This window comes from Flavobacterium sp. (assembly GCF_035456085.1).
Lineage (GTDB): Bacteria > Bacteroidota > Bacteroidia > Flavobacteriales > Flavobacteriaceae > Flavobacterium.
This window is the reverse complement of record NZ_DATIDY010000145.1, coordinates 1-26,224: the sequence shown is the minus strand read 5'-3', so window position 1 is coordinate 26,224 and position 26,224 is coordinate 1. Positions and strand designations below refer to the sequence as shown.

General features: G+C 32.0%; 22 protein-coding genes. 9 read left to right on the top strand and 13 right to left on the bottom strand.

Annotated elements, in window-relative coordinates:
* Positions 1-405: 405 nt before the first annotated feature.
* Positions 406-1,401: an NAD(P)H-dependent glycerol-3-phosphate dehydrogenase gene (locus tag VLC96_RS11405; RefSeq protein ID WP_325263046.1), complete on the top strand. Its 996-nt coding sequence runs from the start codon at positions 406-408 to the stop codon at positions 1,399-1,401.
* A 97-nt stretch (positions 1,402-1,498) separates the two neighbouring features.
* Here the strand turns inward: VLC96_RS11405 and rho are convergent, their stop codons facing one another.
* Entirely contained in the window at positions 1,499-3,343 is a 1,845-nt protein-coding gene (gene rho, locus VLC96_RS11400; protein ID WP_325263043.1) for a transcription termination factor Rho, read from the bottom strand.
* 182 nt (positions 3,344-3,525) lie between these two features.
* Here rho and VLC96_RS11395 point away from each other — a divergent pair, with 182 nt between their 5' ends.
* The 3 genes from VLC96_RS11395 to VLC96_RS11385 all read left to right on the top strand — a co-directional run bounded on the left by VLC96_RS11395 (position 3,526) and on the right by VLC96_RS11385 (position 6,494).
* The gene (locus tag VLC96_RS11395) at positions 3,526-3,939 is read left to right on the top strand and encodes a DUF4293 domain-containing protein (RefSeq protein WP_325263041.1); all 414 of its coding nucleotides are present in this window, start codon (positions 3,526-3,528) and stop codon (positions 3,937-3,939) included.
* 157 nt (positions 3,940-4,096) lie between these two features.
* Positions 4,097-4,759 carry a response regulator transcription factor gene (locus tag VLC96_RS11390; protein ID WP_325263039.1) on the top strand — a complete coding sequence of 221 codons (663 nt, stop codon included), beginning with the start codon at positions 4,097-4,099 and terminating at the stop codon, positions 4,757-4,759.
* Between the two features lie 37 nt (positions 4,760-4,796).
* Positions 4,797-6,494 carry a tetratricopeptide repeat-containing sensor histidine kinase gene (locus tag VLC96_RS11385; RefSeq protein ID WP_325263038.1) on the top strand — a complete coding sequence of 566 codons (1,698 nt, stop codon included), beginning with the start codon at positions 4,797-4,799 and terminating at the stop codon, positions 6,492-6,494.
* Positions 6,495-6,567: 73 nt separating this feature from the next.
* Here VLC96_RS11385 and VLC96_RS11380 read toward each other — a convergent pair whose 3' ends face one another.
* From VLC96_RS11380 to VLC96_RS11370, 3 genes are all read right to left on the bottom strand, one after another.
* Positions 6,568-6,975, bottom strand: a complete 408-nt coding sequence (locus VLC96_RS11380; protein WP_325263036.1) for a hypothetical protein — start codon at positions 6,973-6,975, stop codon at positions 6,568-6,570.
* Positions 6,976-7,053: 78 nt separating this feature from the next.
* Entirely contained in the window at positions 7,054-8,073 is a 1,020-nt protein-coding gene (gene pheS, locus VLC96_RS11375) for a phenylalanine--tRNA ligase subunit alpha (RefSeq protein ID WP_325263035.1), read from the bottom strand.
* Positions 8,074-8,248: 175 nt separating this feature from the next.
* Positions 8,249-8,605: a hypothetical protein gene (locus VLC96_RS11370; protein ID WP_325263034.1), complete on the bottom strand. Its 357-nt coding sequence runs from the start codon at positions 8,603-8,605 to the stop codon at positions 8,249-8,251.
* A gap of 162 nt (positions 8,606-8,767) precedes the next feature.
* On the opposite strand from VLC96_RS11370, the gene VLC96_RS11365 reads away from it, so the two are divergent.
* Positions 8,768-9,268: a CvpA family protein gene (locus VLC96_RS11365; protein ID WP_325263033.1), complete on the top strand. Its 501-nt coding sequence runs from the start codon at positions 8,768-8,770 to the stop codon at positions 9,266-9,268.
* A 107-nt stretch (positions 9,269-9,375) separates the two neighbouring features.
* Here the strand turns inward: VLC96_RS11365 and VLC96_RS11360 are convergent, their stop codons facing one another.
* From VLC96_RS11360 to VLC96_RS11320, 9 genes are all read right to left on the bottom strand, one after another.
* Positions 9,376-10,338 carry a TlpA disulfide reductase family protein gene (locus VLC96_RS11360; protein ID WP_325263032.1) on the bottom strand — a complete coding sequence of 321 codons (963 nt, stop codon included), beginning with the start codon at positions 10,336-10,338 and terminating at the stop codon, positions 9,376-9,378.
* Between the two features lie 239 nt (positions 10,339-10,577).
* Positions 10,578-11,324 carry a tetratricopeptide repeat protein gene (locus VLC96_RS11355; RefSeq protein WP_325263031.1) on the bottom strand — a complete coding sequence of 249 codons (747 nt, stop codon included), beginning with the start codon at positions 11,322-11,324 and terminating at the stop codon, positions 10,578-10,580.
* A 41-nt stretch (positions 11,325-11,365) separates the two neighbouring features.
* Positions 11,366-13,114: a BatD family protein gene (locus tag VLC96_RS11350; RefSeq protein WP_325263030.1), complete on the bottom strand. Its 1,749-nt coding sequence runs from the start codon at positions 13,112-13,114 to the stop codon at positions 11,366-11,368.
* 62 nt (positions 13,115-13,176) lie between these two features.
* Positions 13,177-13,947, bottom strand: a complete 771-nt coding sequence (locus VLC96_RS11345; protein WP_325263029.1) for a tetratricopeptide repeat protein — start codon at positions 13,945-13,947, stop codon at positions 13,177-13,179.
* A 68-nt stretch (positions 13,948-14,015) separates the two neighbouring features.
* Positions 14,016-15,050, bottom strand: coding sequence for a VWA domain-containing protein (locus tag VLC96_RS11340; protein ID WP_325263028.1), 1,035 nt, complete (start codon positions 15,048-15,050; stop codon positions 14,016-14,018).
* A 90-nt stretch (positions 15,051-15,140) separates the two neighbouring features.
* Positions 15,141-16,142, bottom strand: a complete 1,002-nt coding sequence (locus tag VLC96_RS11335; protein WP_325263026.1) for a vWA domain-containing protein — start codon at positions 16,140-16,142, stop codon at positions 15,141-15,143.
* On the bottom strand, positions 16,142-17,770 hold the full coding sequence (locus VLC96_RS11330; protein WP_325263024.1) for a phenylalanine--tRNA ligase subunit alpha: 1,629 nt from the start codon (positions 17,768-17,770) through the stop codon (positions 16,142-16,144). Before VLC96_RS11330 ends, VLC96_RS11335 begins: the two co-directional genes overlap by 1 nt.
* A gap of 51 nt (positions 17,771-17,821) precedes the next feature.
* Positions 17,822-18,685, bottom strand: a complete 864-nt coding sequence (locus tag VLC96_RS11325; RefSeq protein ID WP_325263022.1) for a DUF58 domain-containing protein — start codon at positions 18,683-18,685, stop codon at positions 17,822-17,824.
* Between the two features lie 79 nt (positions 18,686-18,764).
* Complete coding sequence (locus tag VLC96_RS11320) at positions 18,765-19,769, bottom strand: AAA family ATPase (protein WP_325263020.1); 1,005 nt, start codon at positions 19,767-19,769, stop codon at positions 18,765-18,767.
* 222 nt (positions 19,770-19,991) lie between these two features.
* On the opposite strand from VLC96_RS11320, the gene VLC96_RS11315 reads away from it, so the two are divergent.
* The 4 genes from VLC96_RS11315 (at position 19,992) to VLC96_RS11300 (ending at position 26,223) form a co-directional block, all read left to right on the top strand.
* Positions 19,992-20,864, top strand: a complete 873-nt coding sequence (locus tag VLC96_RS11315) for an aldo/keto reductase (protein ID WP_325263018.1) — start codon at positions 19,992-19,994, stop codon at positions 20,862-20,864.
* A gap of 123 nt (positions 20,865-20,987) precedes the next feature.
* The gene (locus VLC96_RS11310) at positions 20,988-22,127 is read left to right on the top strand and encodes an ATP-binding protein (RefSeq protein WP_325263016.1); all 1,140 of its coding nucleotides are present in this window, start codon (positions 20,988-20,990) and stop codon (positions 22,125-22,127) included.
* Between the two features lie 425 nt (positions 22,128-22,552).
* A complete protein-coding gene (locus tag VLC96_RS11305) occupies positions 22,553-23,284 on the top strand; it encodes a metallophosphoesterase family protein (protein ID WP_325263015.1) in 732 nt (243 codons plus the stop codon).
* Between the two features lie 476 nt (positions 23,285-23,760).
* Positions 23,761-26,223 carry a TonB-dependent receptor plug domain-containing protein gene (locus VLC96_RS11300; RefSeq protein WP_325263014.1) on the top strand — a complete coding sequence of 821 codons (2,463 nt, stop codon included), beginning with the start codon at positions 23,761-23,763 and terminating at the stop codon, positions 26,221-26,223.
* Position 26,224 lies beyond the last annotated feature (1 nt).

The following is a 26,224-nucleotide window of genomic DNA, read 5'->3' as shown; positions in this document are numbered from 1 at the left end:
ATTTTATAGTTGACCGTTTTGAAAAAAGAGGTTGGAAAGCTTTGGGTGAAAAACAAAATATAACTTTGGAAAAAGTGAAAGAAATTGTATTAATGAGTTACTAATATTAATACAAAAGAGTCACAAAAGAAAAGGCGTTCTTTTAACCATTTAAGAACGCCTTTTCAAAATACTAAAACAAAACTAACTAACTCAATATTCATATTAAAATTATAAACCATTAATTAATAATGAGTTACAACGTAATTGCTATTCAAATATTGTATAATATTTTAAATTAATTGAATTTTTTTTTCTTGTCTAATAAAAACCTTTAGAAACTCTAATAAATTCAGGAGTTGGCAAAAAAATTAATTTGTGTTATTGATGATTTTTTAAGTACTTTTGGTGAAATTTAATAAAAAAATGGCCGAAAATTTAAAATTTGCAGTAATTGGTGGCGGAAGCTGGGCTACTGCTATAGCTAAAATGTTATGTGTAAATCTTCCTGAGATTTCATGGTACATGCGAAATGAAACTGCTATTGAGCACCTTAAGACTTATAAACATAATCCGAATTATTTAAGCTCTGTTGAGTTTGATACCAAAAAGCTCAAACTCACAAACGATATCAACGAAGCTGTTGCTTATGCAGATTACATCATATTTGCCATTCCTTCTGCTTTTTTAAATGGTGAATTAGAAAAATTAACTGTTTCTTTAGAAGACAAAATAATTTTTTCTGCCATAAAAGGTATTGTTCCAGAAACCAGCTTAATTGTAGGTGAACATTTTCACTATAAATATGACATTCCATACTACAACATTGGTGTAATTACAGGACCTTGCCACGCTGAAGAAGTAGCAATGGAAAGGCTTTCTTACCTAACTATAGCTTGCGGCGATCCTGACAAAGCCTCAATGGTCGCTAAAAATTTATCGGGCAATTATATCAAAGCAAAAATTTCAGATGACATTATAGGAACGGAATATGCAGCAATGTTAAAAAATATCTATTCAATAGCTGCCGGTATCGCTCATGGATTGGGTTATGGTGATAATTTCCAATCGGTTATTATGAGTAATGCTATTCGCGAGATGAAAAAATTTATCAAAAAAGTACATAAAATGAAACGAAACATCAATGATTCAGCCTATTTGGGAGATTTATTGGTGACAGGTTATTCTATTTTTTCCAGAAACAGAATGTTTGGTAATATGATTGGTAAAGGATATACGGTAAAATCAGCTCAAATGGAGATGAGCATGGTTGCAGAAGGATATTATGCCGTAAAAAGTGCCTACAAACTAAATCAGGGATATGGAGCAAATACACCAATTATTGATGCTGTTTATTCCATTTTATACGAAGGAAAAGATGCCAAAGCTGTATTCAAAAAATTAACTGAGGAATTGGATTAATTTTTTAATCTCTAAAAAAATTACCGCAAATTCGCAAATTTATTCAGTGCTAACTGATTTTAAAATTTGCGAATTTGCGGTTTTTATTTCTAAATTTTTAATCATTCATTGAGATCAAAAACTCCTCGTTATTTTTTGTTTTCTTAAAACGATCATTGATAAAATCCATTGCTTCAACAGGATTCATATCTGACAAATATTTACGCATGATCCACATTCTTTGCAATGTTGCCTGATCCAATAATAAATCGTCACGTCTCGTACTTGAAGAAGTTAAATCAATTGCAGGGAAAACACGTTTATTAGCAATTTTACGATCTAATTGCAATTCCATATTTCCAGTTCCTTTGAATTCCTCAAAAATAACCTCGTCCATTTTAGAGCCAGTTTCAGTCAAAGCCGTAGCAATAATACTCAATGAACCACCATTTTCAACATTACGTGCCGCACCGAAGAAACGTTTTGGTTTTTGCAAAGCATTCGCATCAACACCTCCACTTAATACTTTACCAGAGGCAGGTTGAACAGTATTATAAGCTCTGGCCAAACGTGTTATAGAATCTAATAAAATCACAACATCGTGACCGCATTCAACTAATCTTTTTGATTTTTCTAAAACAATATTAGCAATCTTAACGTGCTCTTGTGGTTCTCTATCAAATGTTGAAGCAATTACTTCACCACGTACAGATCGCTGCATATCGGTAACTTCCTCTGGACGTTCATCAATCAAAAGAACAATCAAGTAAATCTCAGGATGATTGGCAGCAATGGCATTGGCAATTTCTTTCAACAACATGGTTTTACCTGTTTTAGGCTGCGCTACAATCATACCGCGTTGCCCTTTCCCTATTGGTGAAAATAAATCGATAATTCGGGTTGAAATTGTGCTTTGTTTTTCTGCCAATTTAAATTTTTCAGAAGGAAAAACAGGAGTTAAATGTTCAAATGAAACTCTGTCGCGCACTACTTGCGGATCGTGTCCATTAATTTTTAAAACACGTACAAGTGGAAAAAACTTTTCTCCTTCTTTTGGCGGACGAACCACACCTTTTACAGTGTCTCCAGTCTTTAATCCAAATAATCTAACTTGAGAAGTCGATAAATAAATATCATCTGGCGAAGCTAAATAATTGTAATCTGAAGATCGTAAAAAACCATATCCATCTGGCATCATTTCTAAAACGCCTTCGCTTTCGATGATTCCGTCAAATTCGAAATCGGCATCTTTGAAATTGCTTTTTTTGTTTTTGAAATTAGGATTTTGATTGGGGTTTTGATTTTGATTTCCTCCTTGATTAGTGTTACCGTTCTGATTGGAATTCTGATTTTGGTTTCCGTTTTGGTTGGAATTTCCGTTTTGATTTGGGTTAATCTTATTATTTGGATTTTGCCCTTTTTTATTTAATTGATTCGGATTTACTTTTTTCTCCGTAACAGTATTTTCTGTTTTGTCTAATACAACTTCTGCATTTGAATCTGATACAGGTTCTTCAACTGTCGTTGTTTCCTTTAAAGCTTCTTTTTCTCTTTGCAAAGCCATCTTCTTTTCATAAGCAGACTTACTGAATTTAACAACTTTAGCTTGTTTAGGAGCAATATTCTCTTTTACAGGATCAGTATTGGTTGTATTATCTTTGATTTTTTTCTCCGAAACAGTAACTTTTTCTGGTACTTCAGCCTTTTCATCATTTTCAAATAGAACCGGAGCTTCAACTTTTGGAGTAGTTACTTTTTTTTCTGTTGCAATACGAGCCCGTTTTGGTTTCTCTTCTTCTGTCGCTTTTCGCTGTGTAGATTCAATATTAGCAGCTTGATGTTCTAAAATAAGACTAATTAAAGTATCTTTCTTTACACCGTTGAATTTAATAGTTTTAGCCTTTTTAGCTATATCTTGAAGCTCAGAAAGCTTCAAATCTTTTAATACAGAAATATCAAACATGAATGTTCTATTTGTTTAATTAATTTGGAAAATAATGCAAAAGATTTTTTAGGTAGTATCTTATTTTAATAACCCGCAGTATGAAGTGCTTACGGTAATGTTATGCAATAATACAAATAAAATTTATCATACAATAGTATTTCTTAAAAAGAAAATATATTTTTGTACAAGAATAAAAGAACATGATACAGCGAATTCAGACCGTTTATTTAATTTTGGCCTTTGTAATAGTAGGTGTTTTGCCATTTATTTTTCCTCTTTGGACATTAAGCGATGGTAAGAGTTATTATTTTATGCAAAATCAGATTTATGCAATATTGTTTGGTTTAAGTACAGCTATAACCGTTTATAGCATTGTATCATTTAAAAAGAGACAAACTCAATTTGTTGCTAACAGATTGAATATCATATTAAATTTGATTTTATTAGGATTGTTTGTATATCATTCACTAAATTTATCTGGAGAAACCGTTAGTGTTTCTGAGAAAGGTATTGGGATGTTTCTACCTATCTTGGCAGTCGTTTTTTTAGTATTAGCTAACAAAGCCATCAAGAAGGATGAGGATCTTGTAAAATCTGTGGATCGGTTGAGATAAACCTATAATATTTAATTTATTAATGTGCGAAGAAATCCTGAATGTAACAATTCAGGATTTTTTATAAAAATCCCCCAAAATCTACATTCAAATTTATAGTAACAATAACATGATTAAGAATCTTTTTTTATAAATTTGAATACAGTTACCAATACCTATGACAAAGAATGTTAGAATTCATCTTGCAGATGATCATCAAATAATTATTCACGGAATTCAAACCTTACTCAATACTGTTCCTAATTTTGAAGTTGTTGGTTCATCCCTCACAGGAACCACCGTTTTCGAAGATGTTACCAAAAATAAGGTTGATGTTCTTGTTCTGGACATAAGTATGCCTGGAAAGGACGGAATTGAAGTTGTCAAAGAATTTGCCGAAAAAGGATATCCATGCAAAGTAATTATCCTTTCAAGTTATGATGATTTAAAATTAATTAAGGAAATCATGGATTTGGGAGTTACCGGTTATTTGACAAAACAATGCGCCGGAGACAGCATTATTGAAGCGGTACATGCGGTTTCTAAAGGAGAAGAATATTTTTGTGAGACTATCCGAGAAAAAATATTTAACAACGCTACCAAAAACAACCCAAAACTAAAGACCTACAAACCAAATATTAACCCATTATTAACCGAGCGGGAAATAGAAATCATCATTTTGATTGCCCTTGAATATAGCGGTAAAGAAATTAGTGAGCAGCTTTTTATCAGTACAAATACTGTAGAAACTCATCGGAAAAATATCATGAAAAAACTCAAAGCCAAAAATACAATTGGCATCGTCAAATACGCGATGAACAATCATTTGGTTATATCTTAATACAAGATTCATTGCTACATTATTGACTCAATAAAATATGTTTCAAACTAGGTTACGACTATTATTTACTTTTTTATTTCTAATCCATTTTAGTCTTACCTCACTTGCTCAAAAAAAATTACTTTCAAATAATGAAATTACTTCTCTATTAAAAGATGCCAAAAAAAATAGGATAAGTGGTGATTATGAAAAATCATTATTGAAGTCAAGAGTTGCACTAGAACATGCAATCAAAAACAAAAACGATTACTTGATTGCCAATTCTTATTTAATAATAGCTTCCAATTTTGATGAATTGACAGAGCCATTAAAAGCGTTACATTATTATAATCTTGGACTTCACTACGCCTACAAAACTAATAACTTCACACTAAAAAATCAGTTTTTCAATAATTTGGGAAATATCTATTGTTTTGACAAAAAACAATATGACAGAGGAATTTATTATTATAAAAAATCACTACAGCTAAGTCAACAAATACTAGATAAAAAACAAATATTCCTTACTAAACTCAATATTACCTGGGCTTATTTTGATATCGGAAATTTCCAGGAAGGATTCTCCTATTTAGAATATATAAATAAATACCAACCCATTTTTGGCAGTGAATCCACGATTGTTGCTTTGAATATGCTTAATGGAATGTACTATAGTTTTGTAAATCAAAACGAAAAAGCAGATTTTTATTTCCAAAAAGCAATAGAATTTGGCAACAGTGGAAATGAAAAATCCGATCTTGCTTTCTCTCATTTAGAATATTCAAAATTTTTAAACAAGATTCATGAACCGCAAAAAGCTTATGAAAATCTTTGTTTATCAAATAAAATAACCGAAGAACTCAACATTGAAGAAAAATTAAACAAAGCCAATATTGTTGGAATTAACCTTGAAATTGACCATTACAAAAGAGCAATGGACCAAATTCAAACTTCATATAAAACCAAACAAGACATCTTAATTGATGAACAATCCAAGAACAAAAAGATTGTAATTATAGTTCTCGTAATTTTAGTGTGCACGATTATGTCTTTCTATTATTTTTTTCAAAATATACATTTAAAACAAAAAAATAAACTTAAAGATGTTCAGAGTAAAATTCACGAAAACATCATTAATGCTACTATCGACGGTCAGGAATTAGAGCGAGAAAAGATTTCTACATTTTTACATGACAATATTAGTTCGCTACTTTCTTCTGCTGGTTTGCATTTGAATGTGTTCACTTCACAACAAAAAACACAACCAGAAGAAATTAGTAAAACCAAAGAAATACTCGAAGAAGCACACAAACAAATTCGAAACCTATCACATGAATTGATGCCTACACTTTTGGTTCGATTTGGGCTTTTGTATGCTTTGGAGGATTTATGTGAAAAAACATCCAATTCAAGAATTAAGATTGTTTTTAATTCTTTGATCAAAACCAAAAAAAGATACAATAAAGATTTCGAGATGAAATTATATTTTATCATTGCAGAGCTAATTAACAATATTATAAAACATAGTAATGCTACAAGCGCTTTAATCAGTATCGAAGAAGAAGATTCATTTTTAATTATTAATGTATCTGATAATGGATCGGGTTTCAAAAACAACCAATTTGAAACCTACGAAGGATTTGGAATTAATCAAATTCGTGCCCGGATAAATAATATGAAAGGTGAATTTATAATTGATTCGGCCCTTTATAAAGGGACAACTGTTTATTTAAAAATTCCAATTAAAATGCCTTAAACTGGAGCCAAATGTTAAAAAAAAAGCCTTCTCTCGGATAAGAAAAGACCTTTTATTTATAATGTTCAAATTTTTATTTTACCATGATCCCTTCAACAAATAAAATAGGAACTTCCTCAGTATCTTGTTCGTTGATAGAATTTGCTTTGAAAATAAACTTTTTATCATAAAGTGTATTTCCAATAAAATAAGTCACCATAAACTCATTATTGAGCGCCAAAACACTTTTTTCAATCATTTCGATTTTAACAACAGAAACAGATGGGATTTCAACGAAAGCATGACGTAAGAGAGAAGATTTTTTCATTTCTCCGTCAATAGTTCCAAAAGCTTTGGAAACGACCATAACGCTGTCCAATTGAAAGTCACTGTCATTTACCAAATAAGCGTACCACACTTTCTCCATAAAATCGTCGCTCCATTCTTGAACAGCTGCAAGGAATACGTTTTCAACTTCTGGAATGGTAATATCTTTTTTCATTGTAGTTAAGAATTATAAAGCCGAAAGTCGAAAGTTTCAATGTTTTGGAACTTTCGACTTTTGACTTTGAACTTTTAATTATATACTTGCTTTAAATTGCTCTAAGAAACGTACATCATTTTCATAAAACATACGGATATCGCCAATTTGGTACAACAACATCGCGATACGCTCAATTCCCATTCCAAATGCAAATCCGTTATATTCAGCAGGATTGATTCCGCAGTTGGTAAGAACGTTAGGATCTACCATCCCGCAACCCATGATTTCCAACCAACCTGTTCCTTTGGTGATACGATAATCGGTTTCTGTTTTTAGTCCCCAATAAATATCAACCTCGGCACTTGGCTCAGTAAATGGAAAATACGAAGGGCGTAAACGGATTTTTGATTTACCGAACATCTCTTTCGTGAAATACAAAAGCGTTTGTTTTAAGTCTGCAAAAGAGACGTCTTTGTCAATATACAATCCTTCTACTTGATGAAAAATACAGTGAGAACGAGAAGAAACCGCTTCATTACGGAAAACTCTTCCAGGAGAAATAGTTCTAATTGGCGGTTTATTGTTTTCCATATAACGCACTTGCACAGACGAAGTATGCGTGCGCAACAAGATATCTGGATTTGTTTGGATGAAAAAAGTATCCTGCATATCACGCGCCGGATGATATTCCGGTAAGTTTAATGCTGTGAAATTGTGCCAATCATCTTCAATTTCCGGACCTTCAGAAACATTGAAACCAATATTTGAAAAAACATCAATAATTTGATTTTTCACTAACGAAATAGGATGACGAGAACCGATAATTGTTGGTTCTGCTGTACGAGTCAAATCGCCATAAAAACCTTTAACCTCTTCTTTACTCGCTAAGGCTTCCTGAATCGATTTTACCTTTTCTTCAGCTGAAGTTTTAAGCAAATTTATTACCTGTCCAAATTCCTTTTTTTGGTCGTTTGGTACATTCTTGAATTCGGCAAATAAGTCTTTCAACAAACCTTTAGTTCCCAAAAACTTTATTCTGAATGCTTCTAGTTCTGCTGGATTTTGTGTTGAAAAAGCTTGTGCTTCGCCAATATATTCTTTTATCTTATCTATCATCTGTCTTTTACTAAGGGTGCAAATTTAAAGAAATTTGTTTAAAGTTTAGGACTTAAAAGTTGAAAGTTTCCCTTCCAGGTTTCGGTTTTATATGGATTTTTTTCTCTTTAATTTAAAAACTAAAAATTTGAAGTCATTTTAATAAAACCGAATAGTGAAATCTGAAAATTGAACACTAATCAATTACCTGTCTTTCCAGAAAATAATTGACTATTGCTTCTTTCATCAATACAGATTGTTCCCCTGCTTTCAATGGAGGCAATTGTTCTTTTACTTTATAATGTGGCCAACCATCTTCATCAAAAAATTCGAATTCGTAAAAACCATAAGGTTCCAATAATCGGCAAATAGCAATGTGCATTAAATTGACTTTTTCGTCTTTTTTGAATTCACGATGAATTTTTCCGAGTTCCTGCACTCCGATTAAATAAATAATGGCATCCAGATCTAAATCTTCGCCTTGCGAAAATTGATCGGAAAGTATATTGACAAGCCGTTCCCAGCGTTCTTTCAGTTGTGCGTCTCTTGACATTTTTAGTTTATTGTTTAGAGTTTAAATTGTTTAGAGTTTAAATTTTTTTCAATCCTAACTCTAAAATCTAAAATTATTCACGCAAAGATAAGAACTTGAAAATTGACAATGGTTACCAACGAATTCTTTTATATTTGCAGCTTTAAATTTTAAAATAAAAAAATGAGTTTTTTTGATATTATTGTCGGGCTGTTATTGTGTTATTCGCTATATAAAGGAATTCGAAATGGTCTTTTTGTGGAGTTAGCTTCGTTTCTTTCTCTTATTTTGGGAATTTATATTGCCATAAAATTTTCAGACATTTTGAAAAATGTGTTATCCGGTTGGTTGCATTGGAATCCTTATACCATTCAGATTATTGCTTTTATCCTAACTTTTATTATTGTCGTTATCATAATTTATATGCTTGGAAAACTCTTTACCAATCTGGCTGATTTTGCTTTCTTAGGCTGGATCAACACTATTGGTGGTGGATTTTTTAGAGTGTTGAAAACGATTTTAATCATCAGCATTTTTCTCACTCTCTTTCAAAAAATCAACTATCATAATTATTTGGCAAAGAAAGAAACTTTAGACAAAACCATTTTCTTTAATCCAATTCAAAAAATTGCTGGATTTGTATTTCCTTCTATCGAAAAGTGGTATGATAAAGCGAGGAAGTAGTTTTTAGACGGCAGATTTCAGAAAGCAGGTTAAAATAGAATAGCCCATATTTCTAAATATGGGCTATTCTATTTAAAGAAAAGCTGGCATGCCAAAAAATTTGGTTTTTATTCCAGGTTTTTACTTAAATAATCTTCTAATTGATTCATTGATGGATTATTAGCAATAATTATCCCATTCTTATCGATCAAAAAAGTTTGCGGTATTGAAGTTATCTCATATCCTTTAACAATTTCGCTTAAAAATTCTTTTTCTTCAAGTACGTTGTCCCATTTTATTTTTTCTTTTTCTGAAGCTAATAACCATTTTTCTTTTGATTTATCAACAGATAAGCTTAGAATTTTGAAATTTTTGCCTTTAAATTTTTCGTATACTTTAGCAATCTCAGGGATTTGTTTTCTGCAAGGGGCGCACCATGAAGCCCAAAAATCTATTAATAAAATAGACCCTCTATATTGTTTTGTGTCGATTAGAATTCCTTTTTCATTAGGCAGTCCAAAATCTATCATTGCTTTGCCAACTTTTGAACTTTCCACAGGATCAATATTGCTTTTTAAAATTGACAAACTATGTTGATTTTGGGATTTTAAATCCAATTTTTTATAGATTTGCTTTAATCTTTCAGTATCTGCTAATGAATCCCAAGATTCTGACAATAATAAACTTAACGAATAGGGATGTTCAGGATATTTCGAAACAATTTCATCTATTTTTTTATATTTTTTAATCTTCGAGTCATTATCCTTTTGATGTTTTTTTATAAAATCTTCATAATCTTTCTGAATCAAACTTGTTTTTGTTCCTGATACTGAGTTTATTGTCACGAAATCAAAATCGTAGTCATTAATTGTTTTCTTTTCTATAGAAATATTCACATTCATATTTACATTTTCCAAATATAAATTTTGACTAGTAGCCGTTGCTCTTTCGGTGCAAAAGGATCCGTTGCTAATAGAAGGGATTTTGCCTTCGTAATGGAATTTATTGTCAATTACCTTACAACTGTCTTTCTTGCCTTCATAAGAGAAATATAAAGTCCCTTTGTAATTTCCATTTATAACTCCATTCAAAGTAAAATGGTCTTTAGCGGATTGCCCAAATATAGAATATGAAACAAGGCAGATAATACAAAGTTTAAAAAAACAATTATTTCTCATTTTAGAGAGATTAAAAATGTGGATTGTTATTTACTAACCATATTGAATCATTCAATTTTAAACTGATCTTGGATTTAAATAAGAATTAATATTTACTAACCTTTATATCTTTTTTAAAAATTTCAATTCTGTTGAAACCTTTTTCTAAAAAACTAATCCTTAACTTCCTTAATTGCATTGCTATCAATCCAACCTTCGGTTCCATCAGTTAAAACAATTTTTTTCCAGTTGTCTAATTTTTCTTCAACGTACACTTTTGTTCCTTCGTGTAAAACAAAAATAGAGCTACTTGCATTTTGAGGTTCGCTTCTTACATCGGCTGATTCGGCAAAAACGATTGCCGGTCTTTCATTGTCAAAATGACTTTTCTCGAAAAAAGCAGCCGAAACACTCATTAAAACAAATACCAAAACTATAAACATTCCAACGAAAAACACTCTTTTGATAAGACCTGTTTTAGAAAAATAATATCCGATAAAAAACAATAAAAACAAAACCGAAAAACTAATGGCAATGTATGCCCATGTGTTGAATGGATAAATTCCTGTGAAATCACGAAGTATTTTTGCAAAACCAACTTTTGGAATAACTTTGATTTCGTCAATGGTTCGTTTTTGAGCAAATTTTATATTGTTTAATGCATCTTTATCAGACGGATTCAGCACCAAAGCTTTCTCGTAGTTATAAATCGCTGGAGCTGTTTTTTGCATTTTATAATAACAATTCGCTAAGTTAAAATACACTTCAACTGATTCTTTTTTTGATGCCAAAATTGATTCGTATTCTTTGGCAGCAAGTTCATACTTCCCGTTTTTATACAAATCATTGCCTTTCTCAAAGGCTGTTTGAGCAAAGAAAATTTGAGTAATAAATAGAAATATAAAAATTAGTTTTTTCATTTTTACTATAATTTCAATTGTTAATTACAAATTATCAATTGTTAAATTTGTTTTTCTAATTCAGAAATAATGGCTACCGCTTTATCAAAATCGTGTTGTATTGTTGCACTAGATGATGGTGCATATCTTGCAATCTCACAATTCTCGGTAAGTGCAATGAAATCATTTACCACTTGAGGATTGGCTTTTCTAGACAATAATAATTCCCGAATATTGTCTTTACTCATTTCTGAGGTTTCAATATGCAACTTCGCTTTCAGGAAATTATGCATTGCTCTTTCTAAAGCTACATAAAAAGGCTCCTTATTATTGATTTGTTTTTTAGCTTCAGATAGATATTTCTTCGCTAATCTGTTGTTCATTTTAATTCGATTACCAAAAACATCGCTGTCGATTGCTTCTTTTTTCTTTTTAAACAAAACAATTACAGGAAGCAATAAGAACGGCAAAAGTAACAAGGCATAGAATTTTTTTGAACCAAAAAAAGCTGGCTCATTACTTGCAACAAGTTCTGTTTTTAAATCAATATATTTGAAATGTTCAACATTACTGATATTGTTTTTTCCAACATTGGTTGCTACCGGTGTTTCGGCAGATTGAGATGGACCGTCCAAAACAGAGATTTTTATTTCCTTAGAACTTATGGTTTTATATGTTCCTGTTCCTAAATCAAAATACGAAAAATGCAATGGTTTTATAACATAATCTCCTTTGTATTGTGGTACAATAGTATAGGAATCTGAAATTTTACCATTCATTCCAGATAATGGTGTGTTGACTTTCTCGTCATGAACAGCGTCATACATTTCTAATGCATTTGGCACTTCTGGTTTTGGTAAAGTAAATAATTTTAGATTACCTGTTCCTGTTACACTCAAAACAAGATCTAAACTTTCACCATTTTTCAGAGTCGTTTTAGAAGGAATCGCTTTGAAATCAAATTTACCTACAGCCCCTGTAAAATCAATTGGTTTTCCAGCTTCAGGTAATGCTTTTACATTAATTGTTTTGGCTCCGGCAGATACTCTTTTGTTTCCATCGGTAACAATAACGCGTCCAAACATGTCTCTTCGGTTGGTAGGCAATTGAACATTAATGTCCATTGACAAAGGCTCAATAGTTAACTTACCAGATTTTTGTGGATATAAAATTACTTTCTTTAATACAACATAACGATATTTCTCACCTTTGAACATTCCTTCTTCAGCAACCAATTCTTTGATGTCAATATTTTGACTCCAAAAATCATTGTATTTTGGTTTACTAAGTTCTTCCCATTTTGAAATTCCAATATTGTAACTGAAATATAATTTGTAAACAACTGTAATTGGTTGATTAATATAAGGGTTTGTATTGGTAATATCAGCAACTAAATATAGGTTGTCATCTGCAGAAATTTGAGAATCATTAGCTTCTCGTGGTTGTTCTGTAGCAGCTGTTACGTTAATTTTTATTGGTTGCGTTTTGTAAATCTGACCGTTATATTCGATAACGGCTTGTCTGATTGTTAGAGTTCCTTTTTGTGTTGGTAATAAAAAATAAGAATAACTTTTCTCGAAAGATGTTTTTCCATTGATCCAAGATTGGCTTACCTGTTGACTTGGACCTGCAATAATTCGAAAGCCTTCAAAATTAGGCTGAACAAAATTATCACCATCAATATTCATTACAAAATCGATACGAAGTCTCTCGTTGAGTCCAAGCGTCGTTTTGCTAACTCTTGCCTCAAATTGTACTTGAGCCAAAAGTCCTTGAAAACATAATAGGAATAGAATTAAATATCTTTTCATTATTTGTTTAATCTTTTTGAATTTAAATTTTGATCAAAATTATTATTTATGATTTGTATTTCCTACCAATCTTTCTCCGTTTTGACAGGAGTTCCTTTTACTTTATTAGCATTTACTTTATCCTGAATTTTCTTTTCTTCATTATTTACCGCATCCAAAAGGTTTTCCATACGTTGTTTCGGAATTCCACCTGGTTTTGGTTTTGGCTGACCCTGATCATCTTTAGGTTTACCGTTGTCTTTTTTATCTTTATCTCCGTCTTTTTTATCGTCCTTTTTATCTTTGTCGCCGTCTTTTTTGTCCTGATCTTTTTTATCGTCCTTTTTATCTTTATCTTTATTTTTGTCTTTATCCTTGTTTTTATCTTTATTCTTATCTTTCTTTTTGTCGTCTTTTGGAGGAGGATTATCTTTTAGCATTTTTTTGGCTAAAGCATAATTATAACGAGTTTCTTCATCGGTCGGATCGTTTCGTAAAGCATTTTTATAGGCTTCAACCGCTTCTGTATAATTTTTCTCTTTCATGAAAACATTCCCAATATTATGAAAGGCTTTATGTTTTTGAGATCTTGATTTTAAATTTTTTAATGCATTAGCGTATGCATATTTAGATTCTGAAAATTGATTTTGTTTATAAATTGCATTTCCTAAATTATACGAAGCTACGGTTCTATTTGGAAATTTAGAATGCGAAATTCTGTAATTGGCTTCGGCATCAACAAAATTCTTGGCTACATATTCCTCATTTGCTTTAGGCAAAACTTTGTCTTTCTCTTGCGCATTGGCGACAAAAGTTAAAAGCAATAGTAGTAAGTATATAATTCTATTTTTCATTTTCATTTCAATATTCCTTTACAAAGAATCAAAAACCGTCAAATGTTTTTTACTTTGATTTTAATACTTTATTTATTTTCGTTAAATAAATTCAATTTGTTTACCCAACTGGTTTTTCTTTCCAAAAGGAAAACATCTATAAACAATAAGACAAAACCAAACCCTAAAAACCATTGGAATTGCGATTGGAAATCGGCCATTTGAGTGGCTTCAAACTCCGTTTTTTGAATTTTATCTAAGGTTGCTTTGATATAATCTAAAACTTCACGCGTATTATTTCCGTTTACGTAACCTCCGCCAGTAATTTTGGCAATAGTAGCAAGGCTGTTTGGATTTAATTTGGTAATAACAATTTCGCCGTTATTGTCTCTTTGATAGCTTTCGATAACTCCATTTTTTCTTAATGGAATAGTTCCTCCTTTTTCGGTACCAACACCAATAGTTACAATTTTCATTCCTAATTTCTTGGCTTCTTCGGCAGCAGCTTCGGCTCCTTCGGAGTGATCTTCTCCATCAGAAATCATGATTAACAATTTGCTAGTTTTGCTTTTATCATCAAAATAAGTTCCTGATAATTTTATAGCCTCGTCAAGTGATGTTCCTTGTGATGAAACCATTCCTGGTCCCATACTTTGCATAAACATTTTGGCAACACTATAATCGGTGGTAATTGGCAAAACAGGGAAAGCGCTTCCGGCATAGGCAACAATTCCTATTCGGTCACTTCCCAATTGATTGATGATTTGCGAAACAATTTGTTTGCTTTTTTCCAAACGGCTTGGCGCTACATCTTCGGCAAGCATACTTTTAGAAACGTCCATTGCAAACACAATATCGATTCCTTCTCTTTTAACCGTTTCTACTTTTGTTCCGATTTTTGGATTAACCAAACCAATAATTACGGAAGCTAATCCCAAAAGCAATACTCCTAACTTTAAGAAAGGTTTGAATACAGAACGTTCAGGACTTAGCTTTTTAATTACATCTAAATCACCAAACTCAAGCTGTTTCTTTCTTTTCCAATATAAATTAATTAAGAAAAGTGCCGCCACAACTGGCAGTATAAAAAGTAAGTATAAATATTTTTGTTCGTCTAATTCCATAAATTATAATAAATTCCAAAAATAAAATTTCAAATTCCAATTTATCATTCCAACAATTGGAATTTGGAATTTCTAAAATTGATTTTTGCTTTATATAAAGCTTCTATAAACTGTATTTCGCAAACCTATTTCTACCAATAATAAGAAACCGGCAAATAATGCAAAAGGTCTAAATTTTTCATCATAATCGTAAAATTTTAGTTCTTCGATTTCAGTAGTTTCCAGTTTGTTGATCTCGTTATAGATTGCTGCTAATTTGTCATTATTAGTTGCTCTAAAATATTTACCTCCTGTTTTTTTAGCAATATTTCTCATCAATTGCTCGTCAATTTCTACTTTCATCATTTGAAAAAGTAATTGTCCGCCTGGTCCGAGTGCATAAGGTGATTCTGCCATTCCATTGGTTCCAATACCAATTGTATATACTTTTATACCATATTGTTGAGCAATATCTGCTGCTGTTTCTGGCTCAATAAATCCGGCATTATTGACACCATCGGTCAATAAAATGACCACTTTACTTTTGGCTTTACTGTCTTTTAGACGGTTGACAGCGGTTGCTAATCCCATTCCAATTCCAGTTCCATCCTGCAGAACATTATCGTATTTTATACTTTGGATTGCTTGTTGTATTACTGCTTTGTCACTTGTTACTGGAGATTTTGTGTAAGCTTCAGAAGCATAAACCACAAGTCCAATTCTATCATTAGGTCTTTCGTCAACAAAGACTGAAGCCACTCTTTTTAAGGCTTCCATTCTATTTGGTTTGAAATCCTTAGCAAGCATACTTCCAGAAACATCGACAGCCACAACGATATCAATTCCTTTGGTGGTTTTGGTTTTATTGCTAATGTCAACAGTTCTTGGTCTTGCCAAAGCTATAATTAATGAACATAGTGCCAAAATTCTTAAAACATCTAAAGCCGGTTTGAGTTTTGCCAAAGTAGAATCTGTCCCTTTGAATCCTTGAAGTGAACTCATTTTTAGGGTTGCCGTTTGTTCGTTTCTTTTCCAAAATAGCCAAGCAATTGCAAATGGAATTAAAAGAAACAACCAAAAAAATTCTGGATTTAAAAAGGTTATTTTTGCCATTAGTTACTTGCTGTTTTAAGTTCTACCGAATTCAAAATACGTTCTGATAATTCTGTTGCATATCGATCTCCTTCTTCATGAAGAATCATCACTTGTTGTAATCCTCCTTCTTGTCCAAAAAGTAAAATTTCATAGTATATTTTTGAACTCGTTTGAGAGTTGCTGTCAATTCTGGTAAAAGTTCCATAGCCTTTTTTACCAGTTATTCCGTTATTCGTTTGGAAATCTTCTTCCTTAACAATCATATTTTGGGCTCCTTGAGTTTCTAATATTTTCAAAGAACTTTCTATAGCTTTTGATAAATCTACTGTAGTTTCTTTTTTGAACTTCATAGTAGAAACCATCAGATAAAAATTATCTAACAAACTTCCATATCCAAAAGATTGCATTTCTTTAATCAATGCCATTCCGTCTTTTGGCAATGATTTTGTCAAATCCATTCGCTTCAAAACTTTTGGAGTTTCGACAATCACACCTGGATTTCCATATTCACTTTTCACCCATTCACCTTCTAATAATTCTTTGGTTGGATGTCCTAATATATTATCTTTTACATAATCAAATCCTTTGGTAGCAATAAAGTAAGTCGTGGTAGCAAAAAGTAAAAAAACAACTGTTCCTACTGCAATTGCAATGCGCTGATTTCTCTTTTTTCTGAGCAAAATTTGAATTTGTTTTTGCTTTTGCGCTTCATTCAAAATAGTGTCTTCTTCAATTGGAACCTCAACTGGAATGGCTTCATCAAGGGTTAAAATCGATTTTTGAATTCTATTTCTGTCCTCAGTAATTTCAAATTCTAAAGGTGTTGACTTGGCAAATTTTACTAAATCGGCCTGTTTCAAAACAGCAAATAGATTTTCAATTGTTTCTTGAGAAAGCTTCATTTTCTTTTTTAATGAAGCTGTTTTAAGTCCTTCAATCAATTCAGAAGTTGTACTTTCCATAGCAGGAATCTGGATTGCCTCTTCAATATAATTTCTGGCAATATCAGTCAATTCGCTGTAATAGGCTTTGACTTCTCCGTGTTGCCAAAGTTCTTTTTTCTCTAAGTTATTCAGCAAACTTGTCGCTTTTTCTATTGGAGTTTTATAAACTTCTTCTACAATTTTTTTCTTTTGACGAATTTTGGTGTACCAATAAACAAAAGCTCCTATTCCTAATAGCAATAGTATTCCTAAAAGATATTTCCACCAGTTGCTGGAATCTTCGGCTTTTACAATGTCTTTAATGTCATACATTTTTTGTCTTAATGTATCGACCTGAACATTCGCAACCTCAACTTTTATTGAATCGGTTAAATACTCTTTATTGTTAATCAGAATTTTGATACTTGGAATAGTATATTTGCCTGAATCAAATTGAGTTAAACCGTACTTTTTGATTAATTCGTAGCGATCATCTTTTTTGATCGTATCAACTGGATACGACTGAATTACTTCAAGAGCTCCGATATTTTTTAATTTTGGAAAAACTACTTTGGATAAAGTATCAACCGAAGTTTTCAAAGTCAATTTAAATTCAGCTCCAATTTTATTTTTTGTAGTATCGATACTAGTCTCTACTTTTTTTTGTTGAGCAAAAAGTGAGGTCGTTATTAGTATAAATAGTAGGTAAAATTTAATTTTCATTTATTTCTTAATTTAAACCTATCCGGTTTTTAAAAAAACTGTTGGTTTGTCTTATCGTGATTTAAAATAACCTAATAATTTAGTAACATAACTTTCGTCCACTCTGGTATTAACAACACCTGCACCTGATTTACTGAAAGTTTCTTTAAAATAATTGACATTATCATAATAGTGCTTTTCGTAATTCATTCGCACGGATTTTGAGCCTGTATTTATCAATCTTGTTTCTCCTGTTTCAGCATCAACCATAGGAACCATTCCTAAATTTGGCATTTTTTCTTCGCGAATATCATATACCCGAATACCTGTAATATCGTGCTTTTTGGAAGCAATTTTCAATGTGTGCTCGTATTGGCTTGCCATAAAATCAGATATAACAAATACAATGGCTTTCTTTTTTTGAGTTCCTGATAGAAATTTCAAGGCTTGAGCAATATCTGTTTTGTAACTTTTGGGTTCAAATTCTATCAACTCACGAATGATTCGAAGTACATGTGATCGCCCTTTTTTTGGTGGAATATACAATTCTATTTGGTCCGAAAACAAAATCAAACCAATTTTATCATTGTTTTGAGTAGCCGAAAAAGCCATTGTTGCTGCTATCTCGGTAACAATTTCTTTCTTGAATTGATTTTTAGAACCAAAACTTTCAGAACCCGAAATATCAACCATTAACATCATGGTTAATTCTCTTTCTTCCTCAAAAACTTTTACGTGAGCTTCATTATATCGAGCAGTTACATTCCAATCGATAGCACGAATGTCGTCTCCAAATTGATATTGACGAACTTCGCTAAAAGTCATTCCCCGCCCTTTAAATGATGTATGATATTCCCCCGAAAAAATATGATCACTCAATCTTCGGGTTTTGATTTCTATTTTACGTACTTTTTTTAAAAGCTCTTTTGTATCCATTTTATTTGTTTAAAGTTTAAAAGTTCAATGTTTCAAGTTCGTTTTAAACAACTTGAAACATTAAACATTAAACAAATTTTTAAGGTACTTCAATTTCGTTGATGATTTTATTGATAATATCTACCGATGTAACATTTTCGGCTTCGGCTTCATAAGTGATACCAATTCTGTGACGTAAAATATCGTGTACAACTGCGCGAACATCTTCAGGAATTACATAACCACGACGTTTGATAAATGCGTAACATTTGGCAGCCGTAGCAAGATTAATACTTCCACGAGGAGAAGCTCCAAAACTGATTAAAGGTTTTAAATCAGCTAATTTATATTTCTCTGGATAACGAGTTGCAAAAATAATATCCAGTATGTATTTTTCTATTTTTTCGTCCATGTAAACTTCACGAACAGCTTCTTGGGCTCTTAGAATTTGCTCAACAGAAACGACAGGATTTACTTTGTCATAACTTCCTTTTAAATTCTGACGGATTACTAAACGCTCATCCTCCATTTTTGGATAATCGATAACTGTTTTCAACATAAAACGATCAACTTGCGCTTCTGGCAATTGGTAAGTTCCTTCTTGTTCAACAGGGTTTTGAGTTGCTAAAACCAAGAATGGTTTGTCTAATTTGAAAGTAGTATCACCGATGGTTACTTGTTTTTCCTGCATTGCTTCAAGCAAAGCCGATTGTACTTTGGCAGGCGCACGGTTAATCTCATCAGCAAGAACGAAATTAGCAAAAATAGGACCTTTTTTTATAGAAAATTCGTTCGATTTAATGTTATAAATCATTGTTCCAATGACATCGGCAGGCAATAAATCTGGAGTAAACTGAATTCTGCTAAAAGAGCCTTGAATGGCTTGTGAAAGTGTGTTTATCGCTAATGTTTTGGCTAGTCCAGGAACCCCTTCTAACAGAATATGTCCTTGTCCTAAAAGTCCAATTAACAATCGTTCAACCATGTGTTTTTGTCCCACAATAACTTTGTTCATCTCCATAGTGAGAAGGTCTATAAAAGCACTTTCTCTTTCAATTTTTTCATTAATCGCTCTAATGTCTAAAGTCGCTGAATTTTGTTCCATATTGTTTTTTTTACACCTCGTTTTTTGATATAGTTTATTTAAGGTGCAAATTGAATTTTTTTTTAGACGTAAGATGTTAAAAAATGGTTAAAACTTCGACAAATCCCTTAATTTTAAGAACGAATTATGATTGTATTTATCTATTTTTAAGAACATAAAAAATAAACGTACTAATCCTAAAATTGCCCCCATAATTACTGGGAGTATTTAAAAAAATAAATCATGAGTAAAATTCCATTTTCAAAAATTATTGCAGGTACAATGACTTGGGGAATTTGGGGCAAAAACTGCTCTACAGATCAAATGATAAAACTTATAAATACCTGTTTAGAAAACCACATTTCGAGCTTTGATCATGCTGATATCTATGGTGGCTATACTACAGAAAAAGATTTCGGAAAAGCCTTTAATAGTAGCAAAATTAATCGTAATGAAATCCAAATTATTTCTAAATGCGGCATTCAAATGCTTTCTGAAAACAGGAATAATACGATTAAACATTATTTGTACTCCAAAGATTATATTATTGCCTCAGCAGAACAGTCTTTGAAAAATTTGCAAACTGACTATTTAGATCTTTTACTTTTGCATAGGCCAAGTCCATTAATGGATCCTGATGAAATTGCCGAAGCGGTTGAAAAATTAAAAATAACAGGGAAGATTTTGGATTTTGGCGTTTCAAATTTTACTCCCAGTCAATGCAATTTGATTGAAACCAAAACCAAAATAAATTACAATCAAATTGAGTTTTCAATTACACATTTGGAACCAATGCTTGACGGAAGTTTAGATCATATGCAAATTAACCGAATTACTCCGATGTGCTGGTCACCATTAGGAACTGTATTTAGAAAAAATAATGAACAATCACAACGTATTCAGAAAGTTACAAACGAATTAGCCGAAAAATATAATGTATCGAATGATTTAATTTTATTGAATTGGATATTGAAACATCCAGCTAAAATTTTGCCCGTTTGCGGAACTTCAGATGAAAGCAGAATTGCACAATTGACAAAAGCTACCACTTTTGAAATGGAACTTGAAGATTGGTTTTCGTTTTGGACAGCAAGTACTGGTAATGAGGTACCCTAATAAAAATAAATTATTAAATATTGATTCATTTTTACAGTTTTTGGTAATTGCATTTTTAGTAAATTTAGAACATTCAAAATTTTAGTTTAGTGTCATTTTAATTCAAATTTTCCTAATTACTAGATGATTAACAAACGACTTCTTATCAAAAACCTTCTTGCTCACAACGATGAGAGTAGTTTTTATGATAAAAAAAGGCAGCTTAATTTGCACACGCGAGAAGGCAAAGCAAAGTTTTTGAAACACATTTGCGCTTTGTCCAATTCAAATCCGACGAACAATTCTTATATCGTGGTGGGTGTCGAAGATGAAAACAATCAAATAGTTGGGGATGATTTTTTTGACGATAGTCGAATTCAGAATCTTGTAAATGCATTTCTTGAAAATCCTCCCAGAATTCAATATGAAAACATACCTTTCCCTAATTTGCCAAAGGACAAGGTAATTGGTCTGGTTACTATAAAACCCAATAGCAAAACTTCATATTTTAAAAAAGGGATTCATACCATTCTCCCTAATAGCATTTTTATTCGAAGGGGAAGTAACACAATGCCCGTTGAAGGCGAAATAGAGAAAAATTTTCAAAATACAGAAACCGTTATTGGTATCGAAAATAATTCCAGAAACAGCATCAAACATACTCTTGATGGTGTGATTGATTTCATGAATTATCGCCATAAAGACATGGCTCCAAAATATAAAGTTTTCAAAGAATTGTTTGTGATTTGTTGGGCAGGAATTGAAAAAAAATCTAAAAATAAAACCTATTTGTCCCGCGTAGATATTGAACTCATTAACGAGCAGATCAAACTATTTTATTCGGCACAAGATGTAGTCGAAATTACTTATGATGAAGATAGTTTTACGATTGTCGAATATGTTCCTTTGGATTTGAATGATAAGATTAATTATTATCCCTTGGAAAAACAGACGATTTATTTTCATGATAATGGCTATTATAAAATAGATCGGAAAATGCTTTTTGAACCGCCTGAATACAATAAGAAAATATTGTTTCATGTTTACAATTCAAACATTGCATTATTAAATAAATTAGAAAAGAGTATTGGTTTAAATGAGCGCGAAAAGAAAGATTTAAGTCATTTACCTTCGACTTTTATGATATGTTACCTGAACGGTTTTGAAGACGCGAAGCAAAAATTAATAGATGCCAAAGAGTTATTAAAACCTTATACCCAAGTGTACCTCTCGTTTAAAGAAGCCTTAAGGGTTTTGAGAAAAATGAAATATGATGTTCAATAAAAATGCATCGTTGAGGATGTTTTTTATTAACTAAATAATCCTGCTACCCAAGTAACCAATTCAACAATAATTTGACAAATAAAATTAGTTACAAAAAGTAAGATTGTCAGAAGAGTACTCATCTTAAAAAATTTTAAATTACATTTTTTGAATCCCAAATGTAGTTAAAAATCAATTATAACATTCATTATTTTGCTGAATTTCAACGATTAAAAGGACCTCTTTAACCGATTAATTCTTAATAAAAACTTAAATTTTATTTTCTTTCAGATTTTAGAGTTCGTTTTAACAAAACATTAAATATTGATAATCAGTTAATTTAAACACACTTAATTATTTTTTTGTTAATAGGCATTGAACTTTTTTAAAAATAATCAATCCAAACAAGTTTTCTGCTATTTTTGTAAATGCACAAATTTAAGAATATGAGAACATTAGTAATTGGAGACATACATGGTGGGCTGCGAGCATTGCATCAAATTTTGGAAAGATCAAATGTAACTACACACGATAAGCTCATTTTTTTGGGCGATTATGTAGATGGTTGGAGCCAGTCGCCACAAGTAATCGATTTTTTAATCGAATTCCAAAAAACTCATGATATTATTTGTCTTCGTGGCAATCATGACGAATTACTAAAAGACTGGCTTAAAGATAGTAAAGAAAATGAACAATGGTATCAACACGGTGGTGAATCTACTGTTTTGGCTTATCATAAAATAAATGCAGAAACCAAGAAAAAACATGTCCGTTTCCTGGAGTCATTAAAAGATTATTACATAGACGAGAAAAACAGAATATTTGTCCATGCAGGATTTACAAATCTCAATGGCGTAAACTTTGAATATTTTCCTAAAATGTTTTATTGGGACAGAACTCTTTGGGAAACAGCATTGGCGTTGGATCCAAAGATAAAACCAGATCAACTTTATTATCCAAAAAGATTCACTTTATATCATGAAATTTATGTGGGTCATACTCCTGTTTCGCGTATTGGAGAAACCACTCCGGTTCAAAAAGCAAATGTTTGGAATATCGATACAAGTGCAGCCTTCAAAGGTCCACTAACCATATTGGATGTTGACACCAAAGAATTTTGGCAAAGCGAGCCTTTACCAAGTTTATATCCGAATGAAAAAGGGAGAAATAAATTTTAAACCCACTTTAGATCACATAGAAAAGCGTTTTGTTCATCAAAAAACAAAACGCTTTTTTTATGATTTAGAATCGCCTACAAATCAAATTTTCTTACTTGTGCCAATGGAATACTTCGTAGTATAATTTTAATTTAAACGAAAACTTTCTTTTTGGAATTGTTTGCGCTTTTTTATTTGAAGAAAACAAATTAAATATTGATTTTGAATATCATTTCGATACTAAAACAAGATTTAATGCCTATTTACAAGGCGGTATCAATCTTTTATGATTATTTATTTTGTAGTTGGGGGAAAAATTACAAATTTTGCACCTGAAATTTGATCAAAGTTATAGAGTTTATTCTACAATATAATGAGGTATGGAAATTACGTAAGAGAAGCTCATTGGTCTACCTTTAAAATTAATAAAACGTTTGATAGCCCCCAGTCAGAAGCAGGGGGTTATTGCTTTAAATCAATCCAGTAAGAAAAGAATTATGAAAAGAATTTTACAATTAAGCTTTAGTGCTCTTTTACTTTTTTCGGCTAGTCAAGCTTTTTCACAAGATGCACAACAAAAAGACAGCTTAAATATTCAAAGCAATAATTTAGATGAAATTATTATTGTAGGAAGCAGAAATCCAAGTAAAAGTAAGCTTGAAACTCTAGTTCCAGTTGATGTAGTTAATTTGGCAAAAATAAAAAATGTGACGCCGCAAACCAGCATCAATGACATCTTGACTTATATGATTCCTGCTTTTAATTCGAACCGACAATCAGCTTCGGACGGGACGGAACATATTGATCCTGCATCGTTGAGAGGTTTGGGACCAGACCAGACTTTGGTATTGATTAATGGTAAAAGAAGACACACAACTTCACTGGTAAACTATCAAAATACCGTTGGAAATGGTTCTGTTGGGACAGATTTGAGTGCTATTCCGGCTTCGGCAATCAAGCGAATTGAGGTTTTGCGAGATGGGGCTGCTGCTCAATACGGTTCTGATGCAATCGCAGGAGTTATCAATTTGGTTTTGAAAGAAAACGCAGGACTGGAAGCAAATGCTACTTACGGACAAACTTCCCGCAACGATGGTCAGACAACTAATTTAAATTTAAATTATGGTCATAAACTTGGCGATAAAGGTGGTTTTATCAATCTAACGGCTGAATTTAACAATCGTGAAAATACCAATCGCTCTCAAAATCACAACCTCATTATCTTTGATCAATCGGCTTATGATAATTATTTTGCGTACGAATTCACTGCTGACCCAGCTGCTTCTCGAAAATTAGACGACGATATGCTTGCTGCCAAAGGGTTAAATCGTGATGATTTTAATTTTCAGGTGGGTGATGCCAAGATTCGAAACATCCAAGGTTTTGTAAATACTGCAGTGCCTTTGAACGAAAATATTGAATTTTATGCTGCTGGAGGTTTCAATCAAAAAAATGGAACTGGTTATGGTTTCAGACGTTTGCCAAGTGAAACAGAAAATGTTGTTCCTGAATTGTTCCCGAATGGTTTTCAGCCAGAATTGAAATCAGATATTCTTGATCTCTCCTTAATTTCTGGTTTAAGATTTAAATTCGGTGAATGGAAATTAGACCTAAGCAATACTTATGGATCAAACGATTTTCACTATGATGTAGACAACACCAATAATGTTTCTTTAGGGGCGGCAAGTCCGACCAGTTTTGATGCCGGGAGCCACTCGTTTATGCAAAACACTATAAATGCCGATGCGACTCGCTCTTTCAATTCTGTTTTGAAAGGGTTAAACGTAGCTTTCGGATCAGAATTTAGATATGAAAATTATCAAATTGAGGAAGGCGAGCCTGCTTCTTATGAAAATGGCGGATCGCAATCATTCCCAGGTTTTTCTCCTTTGAATGTTGTAAATGAATCCAGAAACAGTTTCGCAGTTTATGCCGATGCGGAATTAAATATTACCGATAAATTTTTAGTTAGTGGTGCTGTGCGTTTCGAAGACTATTCCGATTTTGGTAACACTACAAACGGTAAGTTCTCTGCCAAATATAAAATTACGGACAACTTTTCTGTTCGAGGTTCAGCAAGCACAGGATTTAGAGCTCCTTCTTTGCAACAGCACTATTTCAACAATATTGCAACCGATGTTGTAGATGGAAAATTATTGAATTCAGGTATTTTCAGAAATGACAGCGACGTGGCCAAACAACTTGGAATTCCGGAATTAAAAGAGGAAACGTCTGTAAATTACAGTATTGGATTTGTATATTCTCCAATAAAAAAACTGAACTTTACAATTGATGCCTACCAAATTAAAATCGACAATAGAATTATCCTTACCGGAAATTTAGGAAATGATGTTTACGGCGAACCTATTCCAGAACTTCAAGCAATATTTGAACAATATGGTGCACAAACGGGTCGTTTCTTTACCAATGCCATAAATACCACAACCAAAGGAATTGATTTTGTGGCAGATTATGATGTGAATTTAGGAGGTGGAAATCTTGGCATTTCACTGTTATACAACTACAATAAAAACAAAGTAGACGATACTTTAAACAATGTTCCGGCAATATTCGTTGGTCAGGAAGAAGTTTATTATGGACCACAAGAAAGAAGCTTGATCGAAACCAATACGCCATTGCACAAAGGAACTTTAGCTTTAAATTACGGAATCAATAAATTCAACTTCTTATTGAGAAACACTTATTTTGGTGAAGTTACCCGAAACGGTTTCCCTTTTGGAATCGAACAAGAACACAGCGGAAAAATCGTTACAGACTTAACAGCTGCATATAAAATTACCTCACAAATCCAATTGGTTCTTGGAGCCAATAATTTATTTGATGTTTTCCCAGACAAACAAGTTTATGAAAACAGTTATTTTGGAGTGTTTAAATACGCGCCAGTTCAAATGGGAACAACAGGTGCTTACTATTTTGCAAGATTAAGTTTCCGTTTATAAA